The sequence below is a fragment of the Duganella radicis genome (assembly GCF_009720825.1).
Classification (GTDB): Bacteria; Pseudomonadota; Gammaproteobacteria; order Burkholderiales; family Burkholderiaceae_D; genus Rugamonas; species Rugamonas radicis.
On sequence record NZ_WNKY01000001.1, the window covers coordinates 528501 to 553755 of the forward strand.

Consider the following 25255-nt stretch of genomic DNA (forward strand, 5'->3'; position numbering starts at 1 on the left):
GTGTGAATTTAAGTGTCGGTATCGCGGATTGAGGATGGATGCCGGCACATGGGGCTTACTTCGATCTTCATGTAGGGGAACAGCGGCAGCGAAGTCAGAAGCGTGTGCAGCTCGTCGACGCTTTCGACGTCGAACACGCTGTAGTTGGCGTACTGCCCGGCGATGCGCCACAGGTGGCGCCACTTGCCGCTGCGTTGCAGGCCTTGCGCCAGCTCGCGCTCATTCTTTTTGAGTTCATCCGCTTGCGCGGCCGGCATGGCCGGCGGCAGCTGGACGTCCATACGTACGTGGAACAGCATTGCAGTCTCCTCTTACTTGCGGCGCAGGTACGCCAGTTTTTCCATGTCGATGTCGACGCCGAGTCCCGGTCCGGTGGGCACTTGCAGCATGAAGTCCTTGTAGACCAGCGGCGTGCGCAGCACTTCCTCGGTCAGCAGCAGTGGACCAAACAGCTCGGTGCCGGCCGACAGGTCGGTGAAAGTCGAAAACAAGTGCGCCGATGCCGCCGTGCCGACGCCGCCTTCCAGCATGGTGCCGCCGTACAGGCTGACGCCGGACAGCTGTGCCACCGTGGCGACTTGCGTGGCCGGGATCAAGCCGCCGGACTGGGTGATCTTCACCGCGAAGACATCGGCGGCGGAGGCGTTGGCGAAAGCCAGTGCATCCTGCGGGCCATGCAGAGCTTCGTCGGCCATGATGGAGACGGCGTAGCGCTGTGCCAGCCGCGCCATGGCGGCGGTGTTCTCGGCGCGCACCGGCTGCTCGATCAGATCGACGCCGCCGGCTTCCAGCGCGGCGATGCCCTGCACCGCTTCCAGCTCGCTCCACGCCTGGTTGACGTCTACCCGCACGCTGACGGCGTCGCCCAAGGCCTTCTTTATCGCCAGCACGTGCTTCACATCGTCGGCCACCGGGCGCGCGCCGATCTTGAGTTTGAAGATGCGGTGGCGGCGCTTCTCCAGCATCAGCTCCGCTTCGGCGATGTCCTTGGCGGTGTCGCCGCTGGCCAGCGTCCACGCCACCGGCAGCGCATCGCGCACACGGCCGCCGAGCAATTCGCTGAGTGGTATGCCGAGGCGGCGCGCCTGCGCATCCAGCAGCGCGGTCTCGATAGCGCATTTGGCGAAGCGGTTGCCCTGGATGATCTTGCGGACCTTGGCCATGGCCTTGGCTACCTCGCTCGCTTCCATGCCGATCAGCAGCGGCGCGATGTGGGTGTCGATATTGACCTTGATGCTGTCCGGGCTCTCTTCGCCGTAGTTCAATCCACCGATGGTGGTGGCCTCGCCCCAACCCTCGATACCGTCGGCGCAGGTGACGCGCACCAGCACCAGCGTTTGCGTATTCATCGTCGCGACCGAGAGCTTGTGCGGACGGATGGTCGGCACCTCGGCGAGGATGACTTCGATGTTCTGAATCATATTTAGTTTGTATAATTGATCGGATAAGTACACAATATTCTTCAAGAAGCTTGCCGTCCAACACCGATTTAGCATGATTTTCATACCCGGAAGGTATGCAATGGAATTACGTCATTTACGATACTTCGTCGCTGTCGCCGACGAGAAGAATTTCACCCGCGCCGCCGAGCGTTTGCATATCGCGCAGCCGCCGCTGAGCCGCCAGATCCAGCAACTGGAGGAGGAACTGGGCGTGGAACTGATTGAAAAAGGCACGCGGCCGGTGAAGCTGACCGAGGCCGGCGCCTTCTTCCACGCGCATGCGCAGGAGCTGCTGGCCAAAGCGGCGGAACTCAAAACCATGACCCAGCGTGTGGGCAAAATCGAACGCACCTTGTCGATCGGCTTTGTGGCGTCCACGCTGTATGGCCTGTTGCCGCGCATCGTGCGGCGCTACCGCATGTTGCATCCGGAAGTGGATGTGACCTTCCACGAACTGACCACGATGCAGCAGATACAGGCGCTGAAGGATGGCGTGATCGATGTTGGCTTTGGACGCGTGAAAAGCGAAGACCCGAACATCCGCCGCATCGTGTTGCGCGAGGAACGGCTGGTGATGGCGCTGCCGGCCGCGCATCCGCGCGCGGCATCGTCCGATCCCTTGAGTCTCGTCGACCTGCAATCGGAAACCCTGCTGGTCTATCCGAAGACGCCGCGCCCGAGCTTTGCCGACCAAGTGCTGTCGGTGCTGTCCGAGCGGGCGATTGTGCCGTTGAAGATTATCGAAGTACGCGAATTGCAAATCGCGATTGGCCTGGTCGCCGCCGGCCAGGGCGTGGCCATCGTGCCGGAAAGCGTGCAAGGCATGCGGCGGGATGACGTGGTATTTCGCGCCCTCACCGACCGGCATGCGGTGTCGCCGGTGATGTTCAGCGTGCGCAAACTGGATCGCACGGAAGAACTGCAAAAGATGCTGGCCGTGATCTACGATGTGTACGACGCGGCCGGCATCAGCTACATCCGCGAGACGCTTTAAGCGGCTTGCGCTTGTGGCGCCTGCACTGCGGCGGAGGCCGAGCGGCCATGGCGGATCAGCGACACGGCGACGGTCGCAATCACCGCCGGAATCGCGATGGCCACAAAGTTCTGCTCCAGCGGCAGTTGCATGCCGACCAGCGTGCCGATCACAATCGGCGCCAGGATCGCACCGCTGCGCCCCACACCGGACGCCCAGCCGATGCCGGTCGAGCGCACCGCCGCTGGATAGAACTGGCCTGCGTAGGCATAGGTCACGATCTGCGTGCCGATGGTGGAAGCGCCAGCCAGGCCAACCAGCACATACAGCACCTCGGTCGGCACTTTGTAGCCCAGCAGCGTGATGGACACCGCCGCCAGCGCATACATGCCCACCAAAACGTACTTGATGTGGAAACGGTCCGCCAGCCAGCCGCCGCCGACCGCACCGATCACCGCGCCAAAATTCAGCACCAGCACAAAGGTCAGCGCGGAGCCAAGGCTGTAGCCTGCGCTGGCCATCAGCTTGGCCAGCCACGAGCTCAAGGCGTACACCATGAACAGGCACATAAAGAAGGCAATCCAGAACATCACCGTGCTGAAGCCACGGCCATCCTGGAACAGCTTACCGATAGGCGCACCTTCCGCGCGGTCATGCGCCGGCACGGCGTAGCGGTCGGTGGCACCGACCACATACTGGGGCTCCATGCGCGTCAGGATGCTTTGCAGTTCGCCGATGCGGGCCTGACGGATCAGGAACGGCATCGATTCCGGCAGCGTCTTCAGGATGAAAGGAATCAGCACGACGGGCACGCCGGCTGCCAGGAATACCGACTGCCAGCCGTAGGCCTCGATCATGCCCTTGCCCAGCAGCGCCGCCAGCATGCCGCCGACCGCGTAGCCGCTGAACATCAGCGTCACCATGGTCGAGCGGATTTTGCGTGGCGAGTACTCCGTCATCTGCGCCACCACATTCGGCATCACCCCGCCGATGCCCAGGCCGGCGAGGAAGCGCATGGCGCTGAACACGTAGGGATCGGTGGTCAGGCCGGCGGCGGCGGTGAAGACACTGAACAAGGCCAGGCAAATGGCGATGGCGCGTGGCCGGCCGATGCGGTCCGCCACCGTGCCGAGGAAAATCGCGCCAAACATCATGCCGAACAGCGCGGAGCTGACCATGAAGCCGGCGTTTTGCGCCGTCACGCCCATGCTTTTCATGATGGATGGCAGCGCGATGCCGGCGACGGCCAGGTCATAGCCGTCGCAAATGATGATGATGGCGCACCACGCCAGGATGCCGGCGTGGAAGCGGTTGAAACGTGCGTTGTCCGCTAGTTTGTGAATGTCGATGTGCTGCATGATGCTAGTCTCCGTGTTGTAGTAGTGGTGGTGGAATTCATATCGCGGGACGCAGCAGGCGATGTGCCGCCATGCCGATCAGGATGCCCCAGAAGGCCGAGCCCAGACCGAGGAAGGTCATGCCCGAAGCCGTGGCAAGGAAAGTCAGCACCGCCGCTTCGCGCTCCGGCGCGTTGGCGACTTGTGCCAGATTGGCGCTGATCGGGCCGATCAGCGCCAGCCCGGCCAGCGTGACGATCAGTTCTTTCGGCAGCGCGGCGAACAGCATCACCACCGAGCCGCCGCACAAGCCGGCAAGCAGGTAGAACACGCCGTTGGCGATGCCGGCCACGTAGCGTTTGGACGGGTCTTCATGCGCGTCGCGGCCGGTGCACATGGCGGCGGTGATGGCGGCGATGGCGATCGTGATGCCGCCGGCGAAAGCGGTGATGAAGGATGCGATGCTGTTGACCACCACCACGCGTCGCACCGGCACGTCGTAGCCGGCGCCTTTGAGGATGGCCATGCCTGGCAGGTATTGGCCGCTCAGGGTGGTCAGCACCAGCGGCAATGCCAGGCTGAAGGTGCTGGACCAGCTCCATTCCGGTGTGATGAACTGCGGCGTGACCAGTTGCAAGTGCACGCCGCCGAGATGCGTCTGCCCGGTCAGCGCGGCGATGGCAATGCCTGCCGCCAGCAGCAGCACCACGCTGTAGCGCGGATACAGGCGTTTGAAGATCAGGTACGCGGCCAGCATGCCGCACACCAGCAGCGGCAGCGTGGACATGCCCTTGAAAGCGTTCAGGCCAAACGGTAGCAATATCCCCGCCATCATGCCGCTGGCCACGCCCCTCGGCACGTGCGACATCAGGCGTTCAAAGCCGCCACTCAGGCCGATCGCCAGCAGCAGCAAGGACGCCGTCAGGTAGGCACCGACCGCCTCGTGGATCGACAGCCCGGGAAAAAGAGGAATCAGCAGCGCGGTGCCGGGAGCGGACCACGCGGTGATGATGGGCGCCTTCAGCGTCCAGCTCAGGATGATGCCGGCCAGCGCCGCGCCCAGCGTGATGCCCCACACCCACGAGGCAAACATCTCATTCGACATCTGGCCTGCTTGCGCGGCCTGGTAAAAAATCGCCAGCGGACCGGCCAGCGATACCAGCACCGCCAGGAAGCCGGCGGCGATCGCCGATACGGAACTATCGGCCCAGCGCTGCGCGGCCAATGATGGTTGCATGGGTGTCTCCCGTGTTTTTGTCTTTGTCGCAGAGTAGACAAGTTACGGGAGACGGTCCAACACCGATTTAGTATGCCTTTGATACCTCGCGAGTATTCAATTACTGAACAATTCCCGGTCCTTGATCTTGCGGGCGTCGTTGTAATCCTCGTACCACCATGCGCGTTCGCCTTCGCCGGGTGGCCGCTTCAACACCAGTTCCTTATTGGCGATCAGCGCGTTTTGCTGGCTCACCCGATAATGATAGTGATCGAAAATGCGCAGTGCTTCCACCATGTAGGCGGTGACGATACGGCGGTCGCGGATCAGCAGGAGGTTCTCGCCGTTGGAGGTATCGGCCGGGTTGGAAAAATTATAGGAGCCTGTGTAGACCCGCGCGTCCGGCGTGTCGAAATCCAGCACCACGAATTTGTGATGCATGCGTGGACCGCCGCCACCTGCCGGCTCCTTGGAGAACGGCGCCGGAACGTCCTTCTTCAATGCCTCGGCATACACCGGAGCGAACGTCCCATCCGGCTTTTGCACATCGAGCCCGCCGACCTTGCGATCCGAGATGCCGTACATGAAAATGTCATCGCGCCCTGTCAGTTTTTCCACGGCCGCGCGCACCCCGCCCTTCTTGATCAGGTTCAGGAAGGCCAGCGAATACAGGACGCTGGATTTCGCGCTCTCCATGTCGTCGGCGATTTCATGCAGCTTGGCGTTGTTGTCGCCATGCGGCGAAAAGCTCACTTGCAGATCCGGGCCGCCCAGGTCGAGCGGTATCCACTCGGCCGATGCCGACGAGCGGAATGTGGCGCTGCCGTCCCAGTACTGGTCGAACGCCGCGCTGAATACCTTGACCGGATGGGCGCCACGCAGCAGCACAGCGTTATTCGACTGAATATAGAACCCGCGCCAGCTGTAATTGGTGGAGCCGCACACCACCAGCTTTTCCTTTCCGTCGATGACCATCATCTTATTGTGTTGAAGGTCTCCCATGTGCTGGCGCAGCACGTTGTGCGCGCCGGCCGACGCTTTCAGGCGTGTTTCCGCCGCGGTTTCGGCATCGTCAGGGGCGCCGTGGTCCTTGCTGTCGTCGATGATGATGCGCAAACGTTCGCCCAGCTGCTCCAGCCGGGTGACGATTTCCGGCAGGTTCAGATCGAAGGCGATGAACCTGACACTTGCCGTTTCGTCGGCAACCGCCTTGTCCAGCGCTTCGATAATGGCGGAGCGGGCTTCAAAGCCCATCCACTTGTACGCCTCCGCGGCCTTGGGATGCGTGGGCTCGAAATCCAGCCCGTCTTTCGCCCTATCCGGCAGCAGTTCCGAGATCGGGCCGTATTTTTCGTAGCGGTCGACGAAGGCTTGGGACGACACGAAGCCGCGCGTAAAAGCCACATTGATCTTGCCGGCATGGGTTTCGCGCGCCAGCTGAATATCGGCCAGCTGCGCCTCGCCGTAGCTCAGCGATCCCGCCTGGTCCATGAACAATGGTGTGACACGATAGGTAAAGTCGCCCGGAAGTTCCGCGTTGCGGGGAAAGTGCACCCAGCGGAATTTCTGTATCGGCGACAGCAAGGTGGATAGCGCGTTGGGGTTGAATTCCCCATCCAGCTTGCGGAATGCCAGCCGGTTCTTGAGTGGATAGTAGCGCTTGCCCCTGGGTTCGCGATACTCGATGGCGAAGCCGACAAAATCGTCGGGCGGTTCGCCATCGCGCCAGTTCATGGCCAGCAAAGCCATGCCTTCACCCCGGTGGATTTTCAATTCAAAGGGGGCGTCATCGTTGGTACCTACAACCTGGAAGTCCGCAGCCATGTTCTACCCTTTCTATCTGAGTTTTTTAAGGCCCGGACAATGTAGCATGCGGATCGCGTTGTTATTTTGCTAGCGTTTCGCTAGTGTTGTTATTCTGGAGCGCCGCCAGTTCGCCCTCCGTAAAACCAGCCTGGCGGCGCGCTTCCAGGTTGAACGGGCCGCGCGGCGTGGGGGCGCGGTACTGGCGCGCCAGGTCGGCGTAAGTGGGGATCAGTTCCAGCCCGCGCTGCCGGCACAGGTAGCCGTACCAGCGGTTGCCGATCTCCACGTGGCCGATTTCATCGCGCAGGATGATGTCCAGAATCGCGGCCGCTTGCTTGTCGCCGGCCTGGGCCAGCTTGGCGCGCAGCGGCGGATTGGCGTCGAGGCCGCGCGCCTCCAGTGTGCGCGGCACCAGCGCCATGCGCGCCAGCACATCGCCGCAGGTGCGTTCGACCATCTCCCACAGGCTGTCGTGGGCGATGAAATCGCCGTAGCTGTAGCCCAGCCGCTGCAAATGCTCTTGCAATAGCGAAAAATGGTAAGCCTCCTCGCGCGCCACTTGCAGCCAGTCGGTGTAGTACCCGGCCGGCAGGCCGGGAAAACGCCAGACCGCGTCCAGCGCCAGGTTGATGGCGTTGAATTCGATATGGGCCAGCGCGTGGATCAGCATGGCCCGGCCTTCGGGCGTGTTCATGGCCCGCCGCCCCACTTGCAGCGGCGGCACCAGTTCCGGCTTGTCGGGTCGCCCCGGAATCTCCGCTGTCGATGACAATGGCGCCGAAGGATCGGGCATGCAGGCGCCTTCCCGCGACGCCTCCGCCATCGCATACACGGCCGCCACCTTGGCCGCGGGATCGGGCTCGATCAGGCATTGCAGCGCGCGGGTGCGGAGTTCGGCGGGGACTGGCATCTTCATCTTCCAATTTAACGAGGGCGACAGTGTACCACTAGGTTCCCCCGGAACTAAGCCCTGTCCTACAGCCACACCGCACGCGCACCTATACCTCTGCCGTCGCGCCGCCCGCATGATGTTGGATGTCAGCGCGTCGCGTGACGCGAGACATCACTAACCATTTGGAGACCATCATGAGCTATCTAGACCGCGATACCTATGGCATTTACAGCAACGACGACACCACCGGCCCTGGCCCGCGTCTGATGGGCGCGGACACGCTGATCGGCGAGGATGTCTACAACCGCCAGGACGAAGACCTGGGCGATATCAAGGAAATCATGCTGGACATGCGCAATGGCCAGGTGGCCTATGCCGTGCTGTCCTTCGGCGGCTGGCTGGGCATGGGCGACAAGCTGTTCGCCGTGCCCTGGCAGGCGCTGGAATTGGACACCGCCAACAAGCGCTTCCTGCTGGACGTGTCGAAAGAACACCTGAAAAACGCTCCGGGCTTTGACAAGGACGATTGGCCGGACATGGCCAGTACGGAGTTCAACACGCAACTGCACAATTTCTACGGCACCCGCCAAAGTGTACCCGGCGGCGTCACCGCCAGCGGCAGCGTGATGGGCAGCAGCAGCGGCAGCCTGCAAAGCGATCCGGGTTACGGCAGCAGCAGCGGCGGCACGCGGGGCTCGGGCAGCGGCAATATGGGCAATCTGTGATTTGAGTCTGGCCTATACGGCGCACACATTGGCTCGCCAAGGCATGCGATAGCACGCATGCCTGGCGGGCATCTCTGGTTTAATCGCCGTATGCACAAACTACTCGCACTCCTTCTGCTGGCCGCGGCCTTGCCCGCGCATGCTTTTGAACCCCTGCCCGCCGACACCATGGACGACACGCGCGTCTTCAAGGTGGAGGTCTTGCAGGTCACCGATATCGAACCCTACCGCGATGCGCTGAACGGTTTCCTCAAATCGCTGCAAGCCAGCGGGCTGGTGGACGGCAAAAATCTCAGCCTGCACAAGACCACCATCGACTTTGACGTGGAAAACGGCGGCTTCTGGAGCAAGCTGGGCGTGCTGATGCGCATCCGCCATGAGGCGGCGCGCATTGTCGAGGCCAAGCCCGATCTGGTGTTGACCATCGGCACGCCGGCAACCAAGTATGCACGCGGCATGATGACCGATGCGCGTATTCCGCTGGTATTCACCGCCGTCGCCAACCCGGAGGATGCCGGCTGCGTTTCGCTGGTGGACGCGGGCGAAGGCGCCACCGGCTCCACCCTGTACACCGACATGACCGATTCGCTGCAACTGGTGAAGGACGTGTTCCCCAATGTGCACCGCATCGGCATGGTGCACAGCGATGATGAAAACGGCGTGGCCAACGTCGCGGCCGCCACGCTCAAGGGCAAGCCGCTGGGGCTGGATGTGAACGCGCGGCTAGTCAACAAGAACGAGCACATCGCGCCCAGGCTGAAAGAACTGTACGCCGCCGGCGCCGAGATGTTCGCCGTGCCGCTGGATACCTATTACGGCCTGCACCGCTATGAAGCCTCGATGGATCTGGGCGACTTCGGCATCGAGAACAAGATCCCGGTGGTGACGCTGGCCATGGTGCGCGTGCCCGGCGCGGCGCTGTACATCGGCGCCGACTTCAAGCAGGTCGGCCAGCTGGCCGGTACCCAGGCGGTGAAAATCCTCAAGCGCCGCACCAAGCCGGACGTGCTGCCCATCCTGCGCCAGGAAACGCCGACCGTGCTGGTCGATCCGGCCCGGCTGGAAGCCCTGAAAGTGAGCCTGCCGCCAGCGCTGGCAGCGCGCAAGACCGACGCCGCCAACGGTTTCTGGCAAATCGAGCTTACAAAATAAAGTATTTACGCCACTCGCGCACCAAAACCGGGCATTTCCACTGGCACACTTCTTGATAGAAGAATAAACGTGCTCAATAGGGAATGTTCGATATGGCCAAATTCTTCAATGAAATGACTGCTGACGGCCTGGCACACACTGCCAGTGCCGAGATACGTGAACACTACCGCGAGTTCTGCGGCTGGCTCCAGCGCCAGTCGACGGAAACCATGGAACGCAAGCGCGCCGAGGCGGATCTGGCTTTCCGCCGCGTCGGCATCACCTTTGCCGTTTATGGCGACGATGCCGGTACCGAGCGGCTGATTCCTTTCGATACCATCCCGCGCATTATTCCCGCAGGCGAGTGGAAGCAGCTGCAAACCGGGCTGGTCCAGCGCGTCAAGGCGCTGAATATGTTCATTCACGATATTTATCACGAACAGAACATCATCAAGGCCGGCATCATCCCGGCCGAACAGATCTACCGGAATGCCCAGTACCGGCCGGAGATGCAAGGCATTAATGTGGTGTCGGACATTTACGCCCACATTGCCGGGGTCGACATCGTGCGCGCCGGCCAGGGCGAGTTCTACGTGCTGGAGGATAATCTGCGGGTGCCGTCCGGGGTCTCCTACATGCTGGAAGACCGCAAGATGATGATGCGGCTGTTCCCGGAACTGTTCGCCCGCAACAAGATCGCCCCGGTCGACCACTACCCGGACATGCTGCTCGATAACCTGCGTTCGGTCGCGCCGATGGGCATCAATGACCCCACCGTGGTGGTCATGACGCCCGGCATGTACAACTCGGCTTACTTCGAGCATGCCTTCCTGGCCCAGCAGATGGGCGTGGAACTGGTCGAGGGCAAGGACTTGTTCGTCAGCGATAACACCGTGTTCATGCGCACCACGCGCGGCCCCAGGCGTGTCGACGTGATTTACCGCCGGCTGGACGACGATTTCCTCGATCCGCTGGCCTTCCGGCCGGATTCCTCGCTCGGCGTGCCGGGCCTGCTGTCGGTCTACCGCGCCGGCCGCGTCACGCTGGCCAATGCCATTGGCACAGGCGTGGCGGACGACAAGTCCATCTATCCGTATGTGCCGGACATGATCAAGTTTTATTTGTCGGAGCAGCCGGTGCTGAACAATGTGCCGACCTACCAGTGCCGCAAAAAGGAAGACCTGGCCTACACCCTGGCCAATCTGCCGGACCTGGTGGTGAAGGAAGTCCACGGCGCCGGCGGCTACGGCATGCTGGTCGGGCCGGCCTCGACCAAGGCGCAGATCGAAGACTTCCGCCAGCGCCTGATCGCCAAGCCGGACGGCTATATCGCCCAGCCGACGCTGGCCCTGTCGGCCTGCCCGACGTATGTTGAGAGCGGCATCGCCCCGCGCCACATCGACTTGCGGCCTTTCGTCCTGTCCGGCAAGACCATTTCCATGGTGCCGGGCGGCCTGACCCGCGTGGCGCTGCAAGAGGGCTCGCTGGTGGTGAACTCGTCGCAAGGCGGCGGCACCAAAGATACCTGGATTCTGGAGAGATAAATCATGCTGAGCCGTACCGCCGACCATTTGTTCTGGATGGCGCGCTACACCGAGCGCGCCGAAAACACCGCCCGCATGCTGGATGTGAACGTGCAAACGTCCATGCTGCCGCAATCCGACAAGGAAAACGCCCAGGGCTGGCGCGCCCTGCTCGGCATCTCCGAGCTGCAATACGCCTTCGATCAGAAGTACCAGTCGCTGGAAGGCCGTGAAGTGATCGACTTCATGGTGCGTGATCCCGGCAATCCGTCGTCGATCGTGGCTTGCCTGACGGCGGCCCGCGAAAACGCCCGCGCGGTACGCGGCACGCTCACCACGGAAGTGTGGGAAACCCAGAACCAGACCTGGCTGGACATGCAGCGCCGCCTGCAAAGCGATTTGCTGGAAACCGACCCCAGCAAATTCTTCGAATGGGTCAAATACCGCTCCCACCTGTCGCGCGGCGTCACCCTGGGCACCATGCTGCGGGACGAGGCGGTGCATTTCATCCGCCTGGGGACTTTCCTGGAGCGGGCCGATAACACCGCGCGTATTCTCGACGTGAAGTACCACAGCGGCGCGCCCGAAAGCGGCGAAAGCATGAGCCAGCGCGACTTTTACTACTGGGGCGCGATGCTGCGCTCGGTGTCCGGCTTCGAGATCTACCGCAAGGTTTACCGCGACGTCATCACCCCGGCCCGCATCGCCGAGCTGCTGATGCTGCGCGCCGACATGCCGCGCTCGCTGCTGGCTTGCATGGACGAGGTGGTCTCCAATCTGCACGAAGTGCGCAATGACGTTTCGGCTGATACCGAACGCTTCGCCGGCCGCCTGCGCGCCGAGCTCCAGTTCGGCAAGATCGAAGACATCCTGGCGGAAGGCTTGCACGACACCCTGACCCGCTTCCTGGCCGACATCTACGAACTGGGCAACCGCGTCAGCCGCGATTTCCTGGTGCCGCTGGCGGCGTGAAAGGCATCCCATGCAACTGAACATCCGGCACGAAACCCGTTACACCTATAGCCTGCCGCTGGCCTACACCATCCAGCAGCTGCATCTGACGCCGCGGGTGGAGGCGCAACAGCATGTGCTGTCGTGGCAGCTGTCCACGCCCGGCCATGTGCACGCCTACACTGACGCCTACGGCAACCTGTCGCACATGATGACCATGGATACGCCGCATCAGGCGCTGTCCATCGTCGCCAGCGGCGTGATCGAGACCACGGCGCCGGACCGGGGACGCCTGCCCAATGGCGATACCTTATCGCCCTTGATCTTCACCGTGCCGACCCGCTTGACCGCCCCCACCCCCGCCATTCTGGAGCTGGCCGCCTCCTGCCTGCCGGACGGCCGGGCGGCCACGCGCGACCTCATGTGCCTGGCCGAGCACATCTTTGGTGCGGTCCGGTATCAAAGCGGTGCGACCGGGGTGGAAACCACGGCCAGCGCCGCGCTGGCGCTGGGCGAAGGCGTCTGCCAGGATCATGCCCACCTGTTTTTGGCCTGCTGCCATGCGCATGGCATTCCGGCGCGCTATGTGTCCGGCTACATCGATCCGGAAAACAGCGACCACGCCGCCAGCCATGCCTGGGTCGACGCCTGGGCGGACGACAAGGATTACAGCGGCTGGGTCAGCATCGATGTCACCCATGCGCGCCTGATGACCGACGCCTACTGCCGTCTGGCCATCGGCCGCGACTACGACGGCGCGGCGCCGGTGCGGGGCGTGCGGCGCGGCGGCGGCGTCGAGTCGCTCAGCGTCGACGTCCAGATCGTCCCGCAGTAAAATGGGCCTTCTTCTACGATATTGAGCAACCATGACTTATTGTGTGGGCATGCGCCTGAATGCCGGGCTGGTCTTTCTTTCCGATTCACGCACCAATGCCGGTGTGGACCAGGTCGGCACCTTCCGCAAGCTGAGTGTGTTTGAAATCCCCGGCGACCGCATGATGGTCATGATGACGGCCGGGAACCTGTCGATTTCGCAGTCGATCCGCCAGCTGGTGTCCGAGCTCAAGACCGAGGACGGCCACAGCATCTGGAATGCGCCGAATATGTACGAGGCGGCGCGCATCCTGGGCGAGGCGGTGCGCCAGGTGCATGCGCGCGATGCGGAGTCGCTGTCGGCGTTTGGCATCGAATTCAATGTCAGCATCATCTTTGGCGGCCAGATCAAGGGCGAGCGCTGCCGCCTGTTCCAGATCTACTCGGCCGGCAATTTCATCGAATCGCACGACGAGAACACCTATTTCCAGATCGGCGAGGCCAAATACGGCAAGCCCATCATCGACCGCGTGGTGACGCCGGCCACCACCCTGGATGACGCCGCCAAATGCGCGCTGATCTCGATGGATTCCACCCTGCGCTCGAACGTCTCGGTCGGCCTGCCGCTGGACCTGCTGGTGTACGAGGCGGACAAGCTGGCGGTCACCCATTTTGTAACAATTGATGACCGTAACGAATATTTCCAGATGATCCGCAGCACCTGGGGTCATCAACTGAAGCGCGTTTTCGAAGGGCTCGAGGCGCCGGTCTGGAACGCCGCGCCCGAAACGCCAGGCAATGTGTTGCATTCGGCCAACACGGGCAGCAAGCCGGTACGGGTGGCGCCTCCCGGCAATATTGCCATACCGGCGGTATCTCAAACGCCTTTGCAGACCCTGTCGCAACAATTTCACGATGGGCAACAGTAATCAGGCCGGTGCGTTGATGGCGTATGATAGGATAAAGGCAACCTGTCCTGGAGCAATACATGAGTGAAGAGGGTATTTTTTCTGTAGACACCCTGTTGAAATACATGGGCAATGACGACAAGGCGCGCACTATCGTCGCCAAGATCGTGCGCGACGCCTGCGCGCCCGGCATGGCGCCGTTCGAACAGGCCGGCGCGGCCTTGCGCGAACAGCGCCTGCCCGATGCCGGCAAGATCTTCCACAGCCTGCGTGGTTCGATCGGCACGCTGGGCGCCAAGCGCCTGGTCGCGGCCTCGCTGGAACTGGAAAGAGCCATCGCCGAACAAAGCACCGACAGCATTCCTTCCCTGTTTGCCGCACTGGAATCCGAATACCAACTGGTATTACGGGATGCCGACGCCTGGCTGCGACGCAACGCCGCCTGACCCACCTGCCATCGTTCACGATTTATGAAGCCCAGGATTTGCTGCGTTGCACAGCAAATCCTTGCCTTGGCGTAAATTCTTGCCACTAACGAATGGTTACAATTGTTACCCCGCACGACAGAACTCTGTACGAGTTGCATAAAAGCTTCATGCTAATATCGCCAGCAACTTGGTAATCAAGCCGGTTCTTCCGGTTTCCTACCTCGGTACTATTGCGTATTTTACAAATTGCTTTGGCGCAAGTATAATGGTGCAATGCATCGTGACCGGCCAAGTCAGGCAGCCATGCTTTAATCAAGGGTATTTAATTTATGGATTTATTCAACAAGTCTGGTGTATTGGTATCGTCGGTGCTGGTGCTGGTGGGTGCCTTGATTGCCTGCCAGGCCCGGGAAGACGCCATCCCCTCCCCGACTGTGATTGAAGCTGCCGCCATGCAAATCGGCCCGTCGGGCCACCTCGCCGCCGAGCGCCGCCTGCAAGAATGGGCCGCTCAGGGTTCGCCGGTCGCCCAGCGCGAACTGGCCCTGCGTTACCTCTCCAACCCGGCCAAGCGCCGCGAAGCCATGGAGTTGTTTGAGCGCGCCGCCAGTGCCGGCGATGCGCAAGCCGCCGTCGGACTGGTCGGCATGGAACACGACAACCGCGCCAGCCGCGTCATCAAGGAAGCCGCGACTGCCAACTACGTGGCACACTAAGCGCGCCGCATGGACCGCCTGCGTGCACTGGAAGTGTTCGTGGAAGTCGTCAGGCGCGATGGCTTTGCCCGCGCGGCCGAGGCGCTGGATACCTCGCCGGCCAATGTCACCCGTTACATCAGCGATCTTGAATCGCATCTGCAAACCCGCCTGCTGAACCGCAGTTCCCGCAAAATGTCGCTGACCTCCAGCGGCGAGGCGCTGTTTGTGCGCGCCAAGGCCATCCTGGACGATGTGGCCGAGGCCGAAGCCATCGTTTCCTCCGCCGCCTTGCAGCCGCACGGCGTGCTGCGCATCAACGCCCCACTCAGCTTTGGCGTACTGCACCTGGCGCCGCTGTGGGCCAGGTTCATGCGTTTGTATCCCGAGGTGCAGCTGGATGTGTCGCTGATCGACCGCGTGGTCGATATCGTCGAGGAAGGCTACGACATGGCGGTGCGCATTTCGCGCGCCGGCTCCAGCTCCAATGTGGCGCGCAAGCTGGCCACCTCGCGCAACGTGTTGTGCGCCTCCCCGGATTACCTCCAGCAGAACGGCATGCCGCAATCGCCGCCGGATTTGCTGCATCACCGCTGCATCGGCTACAGCTACGCCGCCACCGCCGACGAATGGCAGATGCTGGATGCCGCCGGCCAGCCGCACGCCGTCAAGGTCAGCTGTGTGATGCACACCAATAACGGCGACACCGCGCGCGCGGCGGCACTGGGCGGCATGGGCGTCATCTGGCAGCCGACCTTCCTGGTGGGGGCCGATCTGCGCGCCGGCCGCCTGCAACGCGTGCTGCCGGAATATCACATGCCGGACATGGAGGTGCTGGCGGTCTATCCCAGCCGTCGCCATCTCAGCGCCAAGGTGCGGGTGATGATCGATTTTCTGGTGCGCGAGCTGGCCGGCACGCCGTGGGACATCACCGACTGAAGTTCCCCTTTTTCGTTTGAGGCAGATCATCTGTTCATGCCGCGCCAGCGCGGATACTCCTATCTTTCGGAGGACAGCTAATGATCGCCAGTGCATCTCAGGAGCAGTTCCGTGACCAGCTGAAGGCTTTCACGCAGCAGCATCGCGCCGGCCACTGGAGCGGCAGCTTTGCCGAATTCATGGATCAGGTGCTGCCCGCCGCGCCGGCGCAGTTCGCGCGCAGCTCGCATCAATACATCTGGGACATGCTGCGCTGGAGCGGCAGCCTGTTTGCCGACGAGCTGTTCGGTATCGATCCCGCCCTCGCCCGCGTGACGGATTATTTCAAGGCGGCGGCCGCCGGCTCGGAGGTCGGCCGCCGCCTGCTGTTGCTGCTGGGGCCACCGTCGGGCGGAAAATCGACCCTGGTGATCCGCCTCAAGCGCGGGCTGGAGGAATACAGCTACACCGCGGCCGGCGCCCTGTACGGCATCGCCGGCTGTCCGGTGCGGGAATCGCCGCTGCATCTGGTGCCGCATACTTTGCGCGCCGGCTTCCGCGAAAGCTACGGCGTGGATGCGGCTGGCGAACTCTGTCCGCATTGCCGGATGCGGCTGGAGCATGAGCTGGGCGGCGATTTCCTGCGCATGCCGGTCGAGCGTATTTTCATTTCCGAGGCCGGCCGCAGCGCCATCGGCACTTACGCGCCGCACGACCCCAATACCGCCGATATCGCCGATCTGGTCGGCTCGGTGGATTTGTCGCGGGTGGCGGAGTTTGGCGATGAGGGCGATCCACGCGCGTGGTCGTGGTCCGGCACGGTGTACGCGGCCAGTCGCGGCTTGCTGGAGATGATCGAAATCCTCAAGGTGAAGCGGGAATTTTTGTACCTGCTGCTGACGCTGACGCAGGAAAAAAACGTCAAGGTGGCCCGTTTCCCGCTGATTTATCTGGACGAAACCATCCTGGCCCACACCAACCTGGCCGAGTTCCGCAAGTTTTTGCAGGAAAGCGAGAACGAAGGCTTGCTGGACCGTATGGTCATCGTGCAAGTGCCTTACACCCTCGATTATCGCGAGGAGGCGCGCATTTACCGCAAGCTGATTTTGTCCGCGCCGGCCTTCCGCGATGTGCATCTCGATCCGCATGTGCTGCATGCCGCCGCCGTGTTTGCCGTGCTCAGCCGTCTGCACGAAGGCGAGGACCGCGATACCGAGCTGGCTAAGCGGGTGCGCATCCATGGCGGCGAGGATGTCGACGGCGTGCATCCGTCCGAGGCGCTGCGCGTGCGTAACAAGGAGAAGGCGCCGGACGAGGGCTTGTCGGGGGTGTCGCCGCGCTTCGTGATCAACGGCTTGTCGCACGCCATCATCCAGTCCTCGCGCAACAGCATCAGCACCATGGATTTGCTGCTGGCGCTGAAGGATGCCATTGAAAGCGATGCCCGCATCGAGGCATCGCGCAAGCGGCGCTGGGTCGATTATCTGGTGCTGACACGCAAGGATTTCTACAACCGCTGGGTCAAGGAAGACGTGCACAAGGCCTTGTTCGTGTCGTTTGAGCAGGAAGTGTCGGACTTGCTGGACAAATACCTGGACGAGGTGGAAGCCATGCTGGACAACCGTCAGGTCAAGGACCCGATCACCAGCGAAGAGCGGCGGCCGGACGAGCGCTTCCTGCGCGCGGTGGAGGAAAAGATCCACATTTCCGACTCCGGCAAGCAATCGTTCCGGCAGGAGGTGGTGCGCAAGGCCATGAGCGCCTACAAGCGCGGCGAGCGTTTCGGCCTCGGCAGCCACGCCCAGCTACGCGACGCCTTGCAGCAATACCTGTTCGAGCAGCGGCGCGATGTGCTGCGGCTGGTCAGCTCGTCCAAGCGCCCGGATGACGAGGTGCGCGCCAAGATTTCCGCCGTCGAGCAGCGTCTGGTGGACGAGTACGGCTACGACAGCCATTCCGCGCGCGAAGCGCTGAATTATGTCACCACCTTGCTGGCACAGGAGTGATATGCGTAACGATTGGTACGACCTGTTCTCGCGCGGCTCGCGCGACTGGCTGCGCCACAACGACAAGGTGCGGGAGGCGGTGCGCCAGCATCTGCCGGAAGCCCTGTCCGGCCCGGACCTGATGACCGGGCCGGCGCGGCGCGGCATCCAGGTGCCGCTCAAGCTGCTGGAGCATGCGCGTTTCCGCCTGTCCGATGAGCACAGCACCACGGGCGCGGGACAGGGGCCGGGCCAGCCGGGCGATATCCTGCGCTCGCCCTACTTCGACGATGACGACGACAATGGCGCCGGCAGCGAAGGCGGCGCCATCACGCTGCTGATGGAGTTCTCCATTGATGAAATCATGGATTGGCTGTGGGAAGACCTCCAGCTGCCGCAATTGGAGCCGCGTGGCCGCGCGGCCATCGACCAGTCCGAGGTGGTGCGCGCCGGCTGGGACAAGCGCGGCGCGCCGTCGCGGCTGGACCGGCGCCGCACCGTCAAGGAAGCCGTGAAGCGCCGCGCCGTGCAGACCGAACCGGCGCCGTTCACCAATGACGATCTGCGCTTCCGTCAGTTGAGGCCGCAGCCGAGGCCCAGCAGCAGCGCCGTGCTGTTTTTCATGCTGGACGTGTCGAGCAGCATGACGTCCGCAGAACGCAAGCTTGCCAAGACGTTTTTCTTCCTCGCCTTGCAGGGTTTGCGGCGCAAGTACCAGCACATCGAAACCCGCTTCCTGGCGCATGCCGCCAACGCCTGGGAATTCAACGAGGCCGATTTCTTCGAGGCCAGCGGACTGGGCGGCACCATGGCCTCGACCGGATTTGCCATGGCGCTGGAGCTGCTACAGCGCCATTACGACCCGGCGCAATGGAATAGCTATCTGTTTTACGCCTCGGACGGCGACAATTTTTCGGAGGACCGTATGACGGCCGGCACCGTGCTGGCCGCATTGGCGCGGCACATGAACTATCTGGCCTACGTGGAAACCCTGCCCGGCATGCCGCGCATGCAGGACAGCGAAATGCGCCGCCTGTGGAGCGATTACGAACGGCAGGGCCTGCCCATGTCCAGCGCCCTGCTCTCCGGCGCCGACGACGTCTTCACCGCGCTGCGCCAGTTCCTTGTGCGCCAGGCCACGCCATGAATCTGGACGACACCACCGCCAGGCTGCTGGCACTGGCCGCCGAACTCGGGCTGGACCACTACCCAGTCGATTTTGAACTGGTGCCGCAAAACTTCATGCTGGAAATCGCCGTCTACGGCATGCCGGTGCGCATGCACCATTGGTCGTTCGGTCTGCGCTACATTCACCAGTTGCTGCATCAGCACATGGGACATTCGCGCATCTTCGAAGTCATGTTCCCTGGCGATCCCTGCCGCGCCTTCATGATGGACAATAATTCGCTGGCCGAAAACACGCTGGTGACAGCGCATGTGATCGGCCACGCCGACTTCATCAAGCGCAATGCGCTGTTTTCCCGTTTCATGCGCATGGCCGGCGGCCACATTCTGGAGCAAAGCGCCGCTCGCGCCCACAGCCTGGATCAGGCCCGGCTGCGCCACGGCCAACGCGCGGTGGAAACCGTGCTGGACGCCGCGCTGGCGCTGGAGCCGCACATCGATATCCAGCAGGCGCTGTACCGGCCTCCCTATCCCGAGCCCGCCGAAACCGCCACCCCACCGCAACCGGACGTCTTCCGCCAGCGCTACCGGAGCCTGCCGGGCGAACCGGACCTGGTGCCGGCCGGGCCGCGGCGCCGGCATCTGCCGCCACGGCCGGAAGCCGACCTGCTGTGGTTCATCGCCCATTATGCCCCCGAGCTGAAAGACTGGGAACGCGACATTTTCCTGGCCGTGCGCGAGGAAGCCTTCTATTTCTACCCGGTCCACGCCTGCCAGATCATGAACGAAGGCTGGGCTTCCTACTGGCACGCACGCCTGCTGCGCGAGGCCGACTTCCTGCCGCACGAACGCTATCTGCAAGCCTTGCGCGCGCACTCCGACGTGGTCCGTCCCTACGGTAATGAACAGCAAATGGCACTGGCGATCAATCCCTACCACCTCGGCTTCGCGATCTGGGAAGACATCATCGAGCGCGACAGCCTGGAAAGCGCGCGCCGCATCTGTGCCGAAGAGGACGATTTCGGCTTCATCCGCAACCACCTGAGCGCGAAACTGGCGGAAAAGCTGGACCTGTTCAGCTATCAGGCGCGCGCCGACGGCGACACCCGCGTGAGCAGCCGCGATATTCACGATGTGCGTGAAGCCATCCTCGGCCCCAAATACAATTACGGCGCACCTTGCATCACGGTGGAAAGCATGAGCGACGACTTCAGTCTGGTGCTGCGCCACGACCATCAGCGCGATGGCCGCGGCTTGGCCCTGGTGCAGGCTGAGCAAGTGATGCGCTACGTGGCGCGCGTCTGGCGGCGGCCGGTCACTTTGCACACGGCTGATTTTCGCGGGACGGCGCGCACTCTCCATATCACCCAGCAGGATGTTGTTCATACCAGCGCAAGGCCTGCATGAGGCCGCGCCGCAGATCGTGGGTCGGCGCATAGCCGAGCAGATGCATGGCCTTGCCGATGTCCGCCTGCGAGTGGCGCACATCGCCGGGGCGGAACGGCCCATAGCTGGGTTGGGCGTCGTGCAGATGCGGATGACGCTCGGCCAGCAATTCGTGCAGCAGCAGATACAGCTCGTTGAGCGTGGTACGGGCATTCAGGGCCACGTTGTAGACTTGATTGATGGCGGCGCGGCGGTCGGTCAGCGCCGCCAGCAGATTGGCTTGCACCACATTGGCCACATAACAGAAATCGCGGCTGCTTTCACCGTCGCCGTTGATCACCACCTGGCGCCGGGCCAGCATGGCCGCCACCCATTGCGGAATCACGGCGGCGTAGGCGCCGTTCGGGTCCTGGCGCGGCCCGAAGACGTTGAAATAGCGCAGGCCGATGGTTTCCAGCCCGTAGCAGCGCCCATACACGCCAGCGTACAGCTCGTTGATGTGCTTGCTCAGCGCGTACGGCGACAAGGCCAGGCCGATCTGCGCCTCCTGCTTGGGCAGCGCCGGGTGGTCGCCGTAGCTGGAGCTGGAGGCAGCGTACACCACCCGTCGCACGCCGGTCAGGCGCGCCGCGTCCAGCACGTTGATTTGGCCGCAGACGTTGATGTCGTTGCACAGCAGCGGCTCGGCCAGCGAGCGGCCGACCGAGCCCAGTGCGGCCTGATGCAGCACGTAGTCGGCATCGACGCAAGCCTTGCGGCACACGGACAGGTCGCGCACATCGCCATCGATCAGCACAAAGTTGCGCCACGCGGCTGCGCCCACCAGATCGCGCACCTGATCGAGATTGCGCTTGTGGCCAGTAAGAAAATTGTCCACGCCGACCACTTGCTGACCCAGCTCCAGCAGCGTATGCAGCAGATGGGAGCCGATAAATCCGGCCGCGCCGGTGACCACCCAGCGGTACTGCTCGTGCTCCAGCTGTTCGCGCACCAACTGGTAGATGCTGGTGGCGGGCGTGCCGTTTTCGTAGTCGCTCATCACAGCCTCCACACGCTGAGGCCGCTGTCGCGCAGCGGGCCGGGATCGAATTGCGATTTCAGATCAACGAAACAACCGCCGGCGACCATCTTGTCCAGTATCTGTCGCAGCGGCCTGGCCGACAGTTCGCGGTGGGACACGGCGCTGATCATGGCTTCGGCGCACGGCAAGTCTTCCCAGGCTCGCAACCGCACGCCGTACTCGTGCAGGGCTTCGTCAGCGTCGGCCACGGGATCGTGGACGTGGACTTGCAGGCCGTAAGATTCCAGTTCACGGATCAGGTCGGCCACCTTGGAATTGCGCAGGTCCGGGCAGTTTTCCTTGAAGGTCAGGCCCAGTACGTTCACATGGCAGCCCTTGAGCTTGAAGCCGGCGCGCACCATTTCCTTGACGGTTTTCTCGGCCACGAACTTGGCCATGCTGTCGTTGATGCGGCGCCCGGCCAGGATCACGTCCGGGTGGTAGCCGGACATCACCGCCTTGTGCGTCAGATAGTAGGGATCGACGCCGATGCAGTGTCCGCCCACCAGCCCTGGCCGGAATGGCAGGAAATTCCACTTGGTGCCGGCCGCTTGCAGCACTTCCAACGTGTCGATATCCAGCCGGTCGAAAATGATGGCCAGTTCGTTCATCAGGGCGATATTGAGGTCGCGCTGGGTGTTTTCGATGACCTTGGCGGCCTCGGCCACCTTGATGCTGGAGGCGCGGTGCACGCCGGCCTGTACCACGCCCTCGTACAGCCGCGCCACACGCTCCAGCGTGACCGCGTCATCGCCGGACACGACCTTGCGAATCGAGGCCAGCCGGTGTTCGGTATCGCCTGGATTGATGCGCTCGGGTGAAAAGCCGACGTGAAAGTCGCGCTGCCATTGCAGCCCCGAGCATTGCTCCAGGATGGGGATGCAGATTTCCTCGGTCGCGCCCGGATACACGGTGGATTCGTAAATCACCACCGCGCCGGCTTTCATATGCCGGCCGACCGACTGGCTGGCGCTCATCAGCGCGGAGAAATCCGGGTTGTGCGCGTGATCCACCGGTGTCGGCACCGCCACCACGATGTAGTCGGCCTCGGCCAATGCCACCGGATCGCAGCCCATTTCCAGCCAGCGCGCTTCGGCGAATTGCGCGGCGCTGACCTCGCCGCCGGGATCGACGCCCCGGCGATAGCTGGCCACCTTGCGTGCCGACAGATCGATGCCGATGGTGCGGCGCTGCGCACCAAACGCCACGGCCAGCGACAAACCCACGTATCCAAGTCCCACCACGGCGACAACTTCCATATCGGCACCTTTTAAGAGAGTGATAACGACCTGCGTCAGCCGATTCTACGAGCGCCTTTTGCTCTGCCGTTTGCGGTCGATCAACGAGTGCCACGCCGATCGTTCCTACTCTAGGGCTTTTGGGGAGATCGCCATGCCGCTGCTGCGAATGTTGTTGTTATTAATGCTGGCCGCCTGCGGCCGCCATCAAAGCGAAACCGATCTGATGGCGCAAGCGCGACAGTACGCCGCGCGTGGCGAGGCCAAGGCGGCCGTGATCCAGCTGAAGAATGTGTTGCAGCAAACACCTGCGCATGGACAAGCGCGGCTGATGCTGGGACAGCTGTATCTGGATATCGGCGAGGTGCAATCGGCGGAAAAGGAATTGCGGCGCGCGTTGGAACTCAAGGTGAATCCGGGCGACGTGCTGCCGCTGCTCGGCAAGGCCTTGCTGCTGCAAGGCCAGTATCAGCGCTTGCTGGACGAACTACCCGCCGACGAGCAACAACCGCAACTATTGGCGTTGCGCGGCCACGCCCTGCTGGGCCTGAACCATGTTGATGAAGGCCGTGCGGTGTTCGCGCAAATCAGCTTGCGGCATCCGGGCAGCGTGCCGGCGCTGCTGGGACAGGCGCGCATCGCCCTGCTGGCTGGCGGCATGGACGAGGCGCTGACGCTGATCGCCCAGGCGCTGACGCTGCAAGCCGATAACATCGACGCCCTGCGCCTGCAAGGCGACGTGCTGCGCTTGCTGGGCAAGAATACCGAGGCGCTGGCGGCCTATCAGGCGATTCTCAAGCTGCGTCCGGCGCAAGTGCAGGCGCATGTGGATCTGGCCAATTTGTACATTCAGTTCGGCCAGCTGGACCAGGCACGCAAGGAGCTGAGCATCGCCCGCCAGTCCGCGCCGGCCAGCCTGTTGCTGATTTACACGCAGGCGCTGCTGGAATTCAAGGAAAACAAAATGACCGCGGCCCAGGATCATCTGGCGCTGGTGTTGCGCGCCGCGCCCGAGCATCTGCCCAGCAATCTCCTGATGGGGGCGGTGCTGCGCAGCAAAGGCGCTTACACGCAGGCCGAGCAGCATCTGCGCAAGTTTCTGGAAGCGAATCCGGGGCATGCCTATGCCAGCAAGCTGCTGGCCTCTACGCTGCTGAATACAGGCGATGCCAAACAGGCGTTGGCCTTGGTCGAACCGCTGTTGCCAAGCCAGCAGCAGGATGTGGAAATGATGTCGCTCGCGGGCGAGCTGTATCTGCGCCTGCGGCAATACAACAAGTCGGCCGACTATTTCGAGCGGGCCAGCAAACTGGCGCCGCAGGCGAGCATGGTGCGCGCCGCCCTGGCCATGAGCCATCTGGGCATGGGCGACAACGACCGCGCCGTGGCCGATCTGGAACAGGCAGCCGGACTGGATGCGAAATCCTCGCGCGTCGGTACCCTGCTGGTGCTGAGCCATTTGCGCAATCGCCAATACGACAAGGCGCTGGCCGCCGCCCAGCGCATGGAAGTCCAGCACCCCGACAACCCGATGGTGCAGAACCTCAAGGGCGGCGTGCTGCTGGTGAAGCGCGATCTGTCCGGCGCCCGCGCCGCCTTTGAGCAGGCGCTCAAGCTGGACCCGCTTTTCTTCCCCGCACTCGACAACCTGACCACCATGGACATCAAAGACAAAAAACACGAACGAGCCCGCCTGCGCCTGGAAGCCGCGCTGGCCAAGGACAAGAATAACAGCGACATCATGACCACGCTCGCCAACCTGGCCATCAGCCAGGGCCGGCTGACGGTGGCGCGCGGCTGGTTCGAGCGTGCCGCGCAAGCCCAGCCGGAAGTGCTCGAACCTTCGATGCGGCTGGCGAATTTCTACGCCCGCAATCAGGAAACCGCCAAGGCCTTGATGCTGGGGCAGAAATTGCTGGCGTCGAATCCGTCCAACACGCAGTTGATGGCCCTGGTGGCTTCCTTGCAGGGCAGCAGCGGGCAAGCCGATGGCGCGCTCGATAACTGGAACAAGCTGGCCAAGCTACAGCCGGAGTCGCCGGATATTCAGCTGCGCCTGGCTGCGGCGCGTACGGCGGTGAACGATGCCGAGGGTGCGGCGCAAGCGCTGGGCAAGGCGCTGGCCTTGTATCAACGTGCTTACGAGACCAGGCCGTCGCCCCAGACCGTGCAGGCCTGGTACGGCGCGCTGATTCAGGCTGGCAAAACGGCCGATGCCCGCTCGCGCATGCAGAAATGGCTGGCGGACCACGGAAACGATCAGGTATCGCGGTTGTACTACGCCAGCAGTTTGCTGACATTGAAGGACTATGCTGCCAGCACAGCGCAGTTTGAGGAAGTGCTGCGGCAGGCGCCGGGCCAGTTTGTGGCCTTGAATAATCTGGCGTGGCTGTACCAGCAGCAACGCGATCCACGCGCGCTGTCCTACGCCGAGCAGGCCTACAAGGCGGCGCCGGACAATCCCGCGGTCTGCGATACGCTAGGCTGGCTGTTGGCGGAGCAAGGCAAGTTCGAGCGCGCCCTGCCCTTGCTCAAGCATGCCGCCACGCTGGCGCCTGCCAGCACGGAGGTCCGCTATCACTACGGCGCGGCGCTGGCCAAATCCGGCGATCGTGCCGGCGCCCGCGTGCAGCTGGAGCCGCTCCTGGCGCTCAAGGAGTACGAACGGCGCGACGTCGTCAAAGCCTTGTTGGCGCAGTGATG

The 25255-nt window shown here is 62.9% G+C and carries 22 protein-coding genes; 14 read left to right on the forward strand and 8 right to left on the reverse strand.

The features are described from left to right. Nucleotides 1–8: 8 nt before the first annotated feature. Both catC and GM676_RS02115 read right to left on the reverse strand, forming a co-directional pair. The gene (gene catC / locus GM676_RS02110) at nucleotides 9–299 is read right to left on the reverse strand and encodes a muconolactone Delta-isomerase (protein WP_155461714.1); all 291 of its coding nucleotides are present in this window, start codon (nucleotides 297–299) and stop codon (nucleotides 9–11) included. Nucleotides 300–311: 12 nt separating this feature from the next. Then, nucleotides 312–1421 carry a muconate/chloromuconate family cycloisomerase gene (locus GM676_RS02115; RefSeq protein WP_155461715.1) on the reverse strand — a complete coding sequence of 370 codons (1110 nt, stop codon included), beginning with the start codon at nucleotides 1419–1421 and terminating at the stop codon, nucleotides 312–314. A 100-nt stretch (nucleotides 1422–1521) separates the two neighbouring features. Between GM676_RS02115 and GM676_RS02120 the strand changes: the two genes are divergently transcribed. Further along, complete coding sequence (locus GM676_RS02120) at nucleotides 1522–2436, forward strand: LysR family transcriptional regulator (protein ID WP_155461716.1); 915 nt, start codon at nucleotides 1522–1524, stop codon at nucleotides 2434–2436. Here the strand turns inward: GM676_RS02120 and GM676_RS02125 are convergent. From GM676_RS02125 to GM676_RS02140, 4 genes are all read right to left on the reverse strand, one after another. Next, nucleotides 2433–3773: an MFS transporter gene (locus GM676_RS02125; RefSeq protein WP_155461717.1), complete on the reverse strand. Its 1341-nt coding sequence runs from the start codon at nucleotides 3771–3773 to the stop codon at nucleotides 2433–2435. The genes GM676_RS02120 and GM676_RS02125 overlap by 4 nt on opposite strands. A gap of 37 nt (nucleotides 3774–3810) precedes the next feature. Next, nucleotides 3811–4989 carry a benzoate/H(+) symporter BenE family transporter gene (locus GM676_RS02130; protein ID WP_155461718.1) on the reverse strand — a complete coding sequence of 393 codons (1179 nt, stop codon included), beginning with the start codon at nucleotides 4987–4989 and terminating at the stop codon, nucleotides 3811–3813. A gap of 96 nt (nucleotides 4990–5085) precedes the next feature. Then, the gene (locus GM676_RS02135) at nucleotides 5086–6792 is read right to left on the reverse strand and encodes a phospholipase D-like domain-containing protein (protein ID WP_155461719.1); all 1707 of its coding nucleotides are present in this window, start codon (nucleotides 6790–6792) and stop codon (nucleotides 5086–5088) included. A gap of 61 nt (nucleotides 6793–6853) precedes the next feature. Further along, nucleotides 6854–7684, reverse strand: coding sequence for a ferritin-like domain-containing protein (locus GM676_RS02140; protein ID WP_155461720.1), 831 nt, complete (start codon nucleotides 7682–7684; stop codon nucleotides 6854–6856). A 176-nt stretch (nucleotides 7685–7860) separates the two neighbouring features. Here GM676_RS02140 and GM676_RS02145 point away from each other — a divergent pair, with 176 nt between their 5' ends. The 12 genes from GM676_RS02145 to GM676_RS02200 all read left to right on the forward strand — a co-directional run bounded on the left by GM676_RS02145 (nucleotide 7861) and on the right by GM676_RS02200 (nucleotide 20275). Then, nucleotides 7861–8391, forward strand: coding sequence for a PRC-barrel domain-containing protein (locus GM676_RS02145; protein ID WP_155461721.1), 531 nt, complete (start codon nucleotides 7861–7863; stop codon nucleotides 8389–8391). A 90-nt stretch (nucleotides 8392–8481) separates the two neighbouring features. Then, nucleotides 8482–9543, forward strand: a complete 1062-nt coding sequence (locus GM676_RS02150) for an ABC transporter substrate-binding protein (RefSeq protein WP_155461722.1) — start codon at nucleotides 8482–8484, stop codon at nucleotides 9541–9543. Nucleotides 9544–9635: 92 nt separating this feature from the next. After that, nucleotides 9636–11066: a circularly permuted type 2 ATP-grasp protein gene (locus tag GM676_RS02155; RefSeq protein WP_155461723.1), complete on the forward strand. Its 1431-nt coding sequence runs from the start codon at nucleotides 9636–9638 to the stop codon at nucleotides 11064–11066. Between the two features lie 3 nt (nucleotides 11067–11069). Then, complete coding sequence (locus tag GM676_RS02160) at nucleotides 11070–12017, forward strand: alpha-E domain-containing protein (RefSeq protein ID WP_155461724.1); 948 nt, start codon at nucleotides 11070–11072, stop codon at nucleotides 12015–12017. A 10-nt stretch (nucleotides 12018–12027) separates the two neighbouring features. After that, on the forward strand, nucleotides 12028–12831 hold the full coding sequence (locus GM676_RS02165) for a transglutaminase family protein (RefSeq protein WP_155461725.1): 804 nt from the start codon (nucleotides 12028–12030) through the stop codon (nucleotides 12829–12831). A gap of 31 nt (nucleotides 12832–12862) precedes the next feature. Beyond that, nucleotides 12863–13738, forward strand: a complete 876-nt coding sequence (locus GM676_RS02170; protein WP_155461726.1) for a proteasome-type protease — start codon at nucleotides 12863–12865, stop codon at nucleotides 13736–13738. Nucleotides 13739–13797: 59 nt separating this feature from the next. Next, on the forward strand, nucleotides 13798–14163 hold the full coding sequence (locus GM676_RS02175) for an Hpt domain-containing protein (protein WP_155461727.1): 366 nt from the start codon (nucleotides 13798–13800) through the stop codon (nucleotides 14161–14163). A gap of 311 nt (nucleotides 14164–14474) precedes the next feature. Continuing rightward, nucleotides 14475–14861 carry a hypothetical protein gene (locus GM676_RS02180; protein WP_155461728.1) on the forward strand — a complete coding sequence of 129 codons (387 nt, stop codon included), beginning with the start codon at nucleotides 14475–14477 and terminating at the stop codon, nucleotides 14859–14861. Between the two features lie 9 nt (nucleotides 14862–14870). Beyond that, entirely contained in the window at nucleotides 14871–15779 is a 909-nt protein-coding gene (locus GM676_RS02185; RefSeq protein ID WP_155461729.1) for a LysR family transcriptional regulator, read from the forward strand. Nucleotides 15780–15859: 80 nt separating this feature from the next. Next, entirely contained in the window at nucleotides 15860–17764 is a 1905-nt protein-coding gene (locus GM676_RS02190; RefSeq protein ID WP_155461730.1) for a serine protein kinase, read from the forward strand. A 1-nt stretch (nucleotide 17765) separates the two neighbouring features. Further along, complete coding sequence (locus GM676_RS02195) at nucleotides 17766–18890, forward strand: DUF444 family protein (protein WP_155461731.1); 1125 nt, start codon at nucleotides 17766–17768, stop codon at nucleotides 18888–18890. Then, nucleotides 18887–20275 (forward strand): SpoVR family protein, encoded by a 1389-nt coding sequence (locus tag GM676_RS02200; RefSeq protein ID WP_155461732.1) that lies wholly within the window; start codon nucleotides 18887–18889, stop codon nucleotides 20273–20275. Before GM676_RS02195 ends, GM676_RS02200 begins: the two co-directional genes overlap by 4 nt. On the opposite strand, the gene GM676_RS02205 is transcribed toward GM676_RS02200, so the two are convergent. Beyond that, nucleotides 20232–21293: an SDR family oxidoreductase gene (locus tag GM676_RS02205; RefSeq protein WP_155461733.1), complete on the reverse strand. Its 1062-nt coding sequence runs from the start codon at nucleotides 21291–21293 to the stop codon at nucleotides 20232–20234. The two genes, GM676_RS02200 and GM676_RS02205, sit on opposite strands and share 44 nt — an antisense overlap. Then, complete coding sequence (locus GM676_RS02210) at nucleotides 21293–22573, reverse strand: nucleotide sugar dehydrogenase (protein ID WP_155461734.1); 1281 nt, start codon at nucleotides 22571–22573, stop codon at nucleotides 21293–21295. Before GM676_RS02210 ends, GM676_RS02205 begins: the two co-directional genes overlap by 1 nt. A 133-nt stretch (nucleotides 22574–22706) precedes the next feature. Between GM676_RS02210 and prsT the strand changes: the two genes are divergently transcribed. Next, nucleotides 22707–25253 (forward strand): XrtA/PEP-CTERM system TPR-repeat protein PrsT, encoded by a 2547-nt coding sequence (prsT, locus tag GM676_RS02215; protein WP_155461735.1) that lies wholly within the window; start codon nucleotides 22707–22709, stop codon nucleotides 25251–25253. Nucleotides 25254–25255: the final 2 nt, after the last annotated feature.

Coding starts and splice junctions, on each gene's coding strand:
- catC (WP_155461714.1), bottom strand. CDS start 299: ATGCTGTTCCACGTACGTATGGACGTCCAGCTGCCGCCGGCCATGCCG.
- GM676_RS02115 (WP_155461715.1), bottom strand. CDS start 1,421: ATGATTCAGAACATCGAAGTCATCCTCGCCGAGGTGCCGACCATCCGT.
- GM676_RS02120 (WP_155461716.1), top strand. CDS start 1,522: ATGGAATTACGTCATTTACGATACTTCGTCGCTGTCGCCGACGAGAAG.
- GM676_RS02125 (WP_155461717.1), bottom strand. CDS start 3,773: ATGCAGCACATCGACATTCACAAACTAGCGGACAACGCACGTTTCAAC.
- GM676_RS02130 (WP_155461718.1), bottom strand. CDS start 4,989: ATGCAACCATCATTGGCCGCGCAGCGCTGGGCCGATAGTTCCGTATCG.
- GM676_RS02135 (WP_155461719.1), bottom strand. CDS start 6,792: ATGGCTGCGGACTTCCAGGTTGTAGGTACCAACGATGACGCCCCCTTT.
- GM676_RS02140 (WP_155461720.1), bottom strand. CDS start 7,684: ATGCCAGTCCCCGCCGAACTCCGCACCCGCGCGCTGCAATGCCTGATC.
- GM676_RS02145 (WP_155461721.1), top strand. CDS start 7,861: ATGAGCTATCTAGACCGCGATACCTATGGCATTTACAGCAACGACGAC.
- GM676_RS02150 (WP_155461722.1), top strand. CDS start 8,482: ATGCACAAACTACTCGCACTCCTTCTGCTGGCCGCGGCCTTGCCCGCG.
- GM676_RS02155 (WP_155461723.1), top strand. CDS start 9,636: ATGGCCAAATTCTTCAATGAAATGACTGCTGACGGCCTGGCACACACT.
- GM676_RS02160 (WP_155461724.1), top strand. CDS start 11,070: ATGCTGAGCCGTACCGCCGACCATTTGTTCTGGATGGCGCGCTACACC.
- GM676_RS02165 (WP_155461725.1), top strand. CDS start 12,028: ATGCAACTGAACATCCGGCACGAAACCCGTTACACCTATAGCCTGCCG.
- GM676_RS02170 (WP_155461726.1), top strand. CDS start 12,863: ATGACTTATTGTGTGGGCATGCGCCTGAATGCCGGGCTGGTCTTTCTT.
- GM676_RS02175 (WP_155461727.1), top strand. CDS start 13,798: ATGAGTGAAGAGGGTATTTTTTCTGTAGACACCCTGTTGAAATACATG.
- GM676_RS02180 (WP_155461728.1), top strand. CDS start 14,475: ATGGATTTATTCAACAAGTCTGGTGTATTGGTATCGTCGGTGCTGGTG.
- GM676_RS02185 (WP_155461729.1), top strand. CDS start 14,871: ATGGACCGCCTGCGTGCACTGGAAGTGTTCGTGGAAGTCGTCAGGCGC.
- GM676_RS02190 (WP_155461730.1), top strand. CDS start 15,860: ATGATCGCCAGTGCATCTCAGGAGCAGTTCCGTGACCAGCTGAAGGCT.
- GM676_RS02195 (WP_155461731.1), top strand. CDS start 17,766: ATGCGTAACGATTGGTACGACCTGTTCTCGCGCGGCTCGCGCGACTGG.
- GM676_RS02200 (WP_155461732.1), top strand. CDS start 18,887: ATGAATCTGGACGACACCACCGCCAGGCTGCTGGCACTGGCCGCCGAA.
- GM676_RS02205 (WP_155461733.1), bottom strand. CDS start 21,293: ATGAGCGACTACGAAAACGGCACGCCCGCCACCAGCATCTACCAGTTG.
- GM676_RS02210 (WP_155461734.1), bottom strand. CDS start 22,573: ATGGAAGTTGTCGCCGTGGTGGGACTTGGATACGTGGGTTTGTCGCTG.
- prsT (WP_155461735.1), top strand. CDS start 22,707: ATGCCGCTGCTGCGAATGTTGTTGTTATTAATGCTGGCCGCCTGCGGC.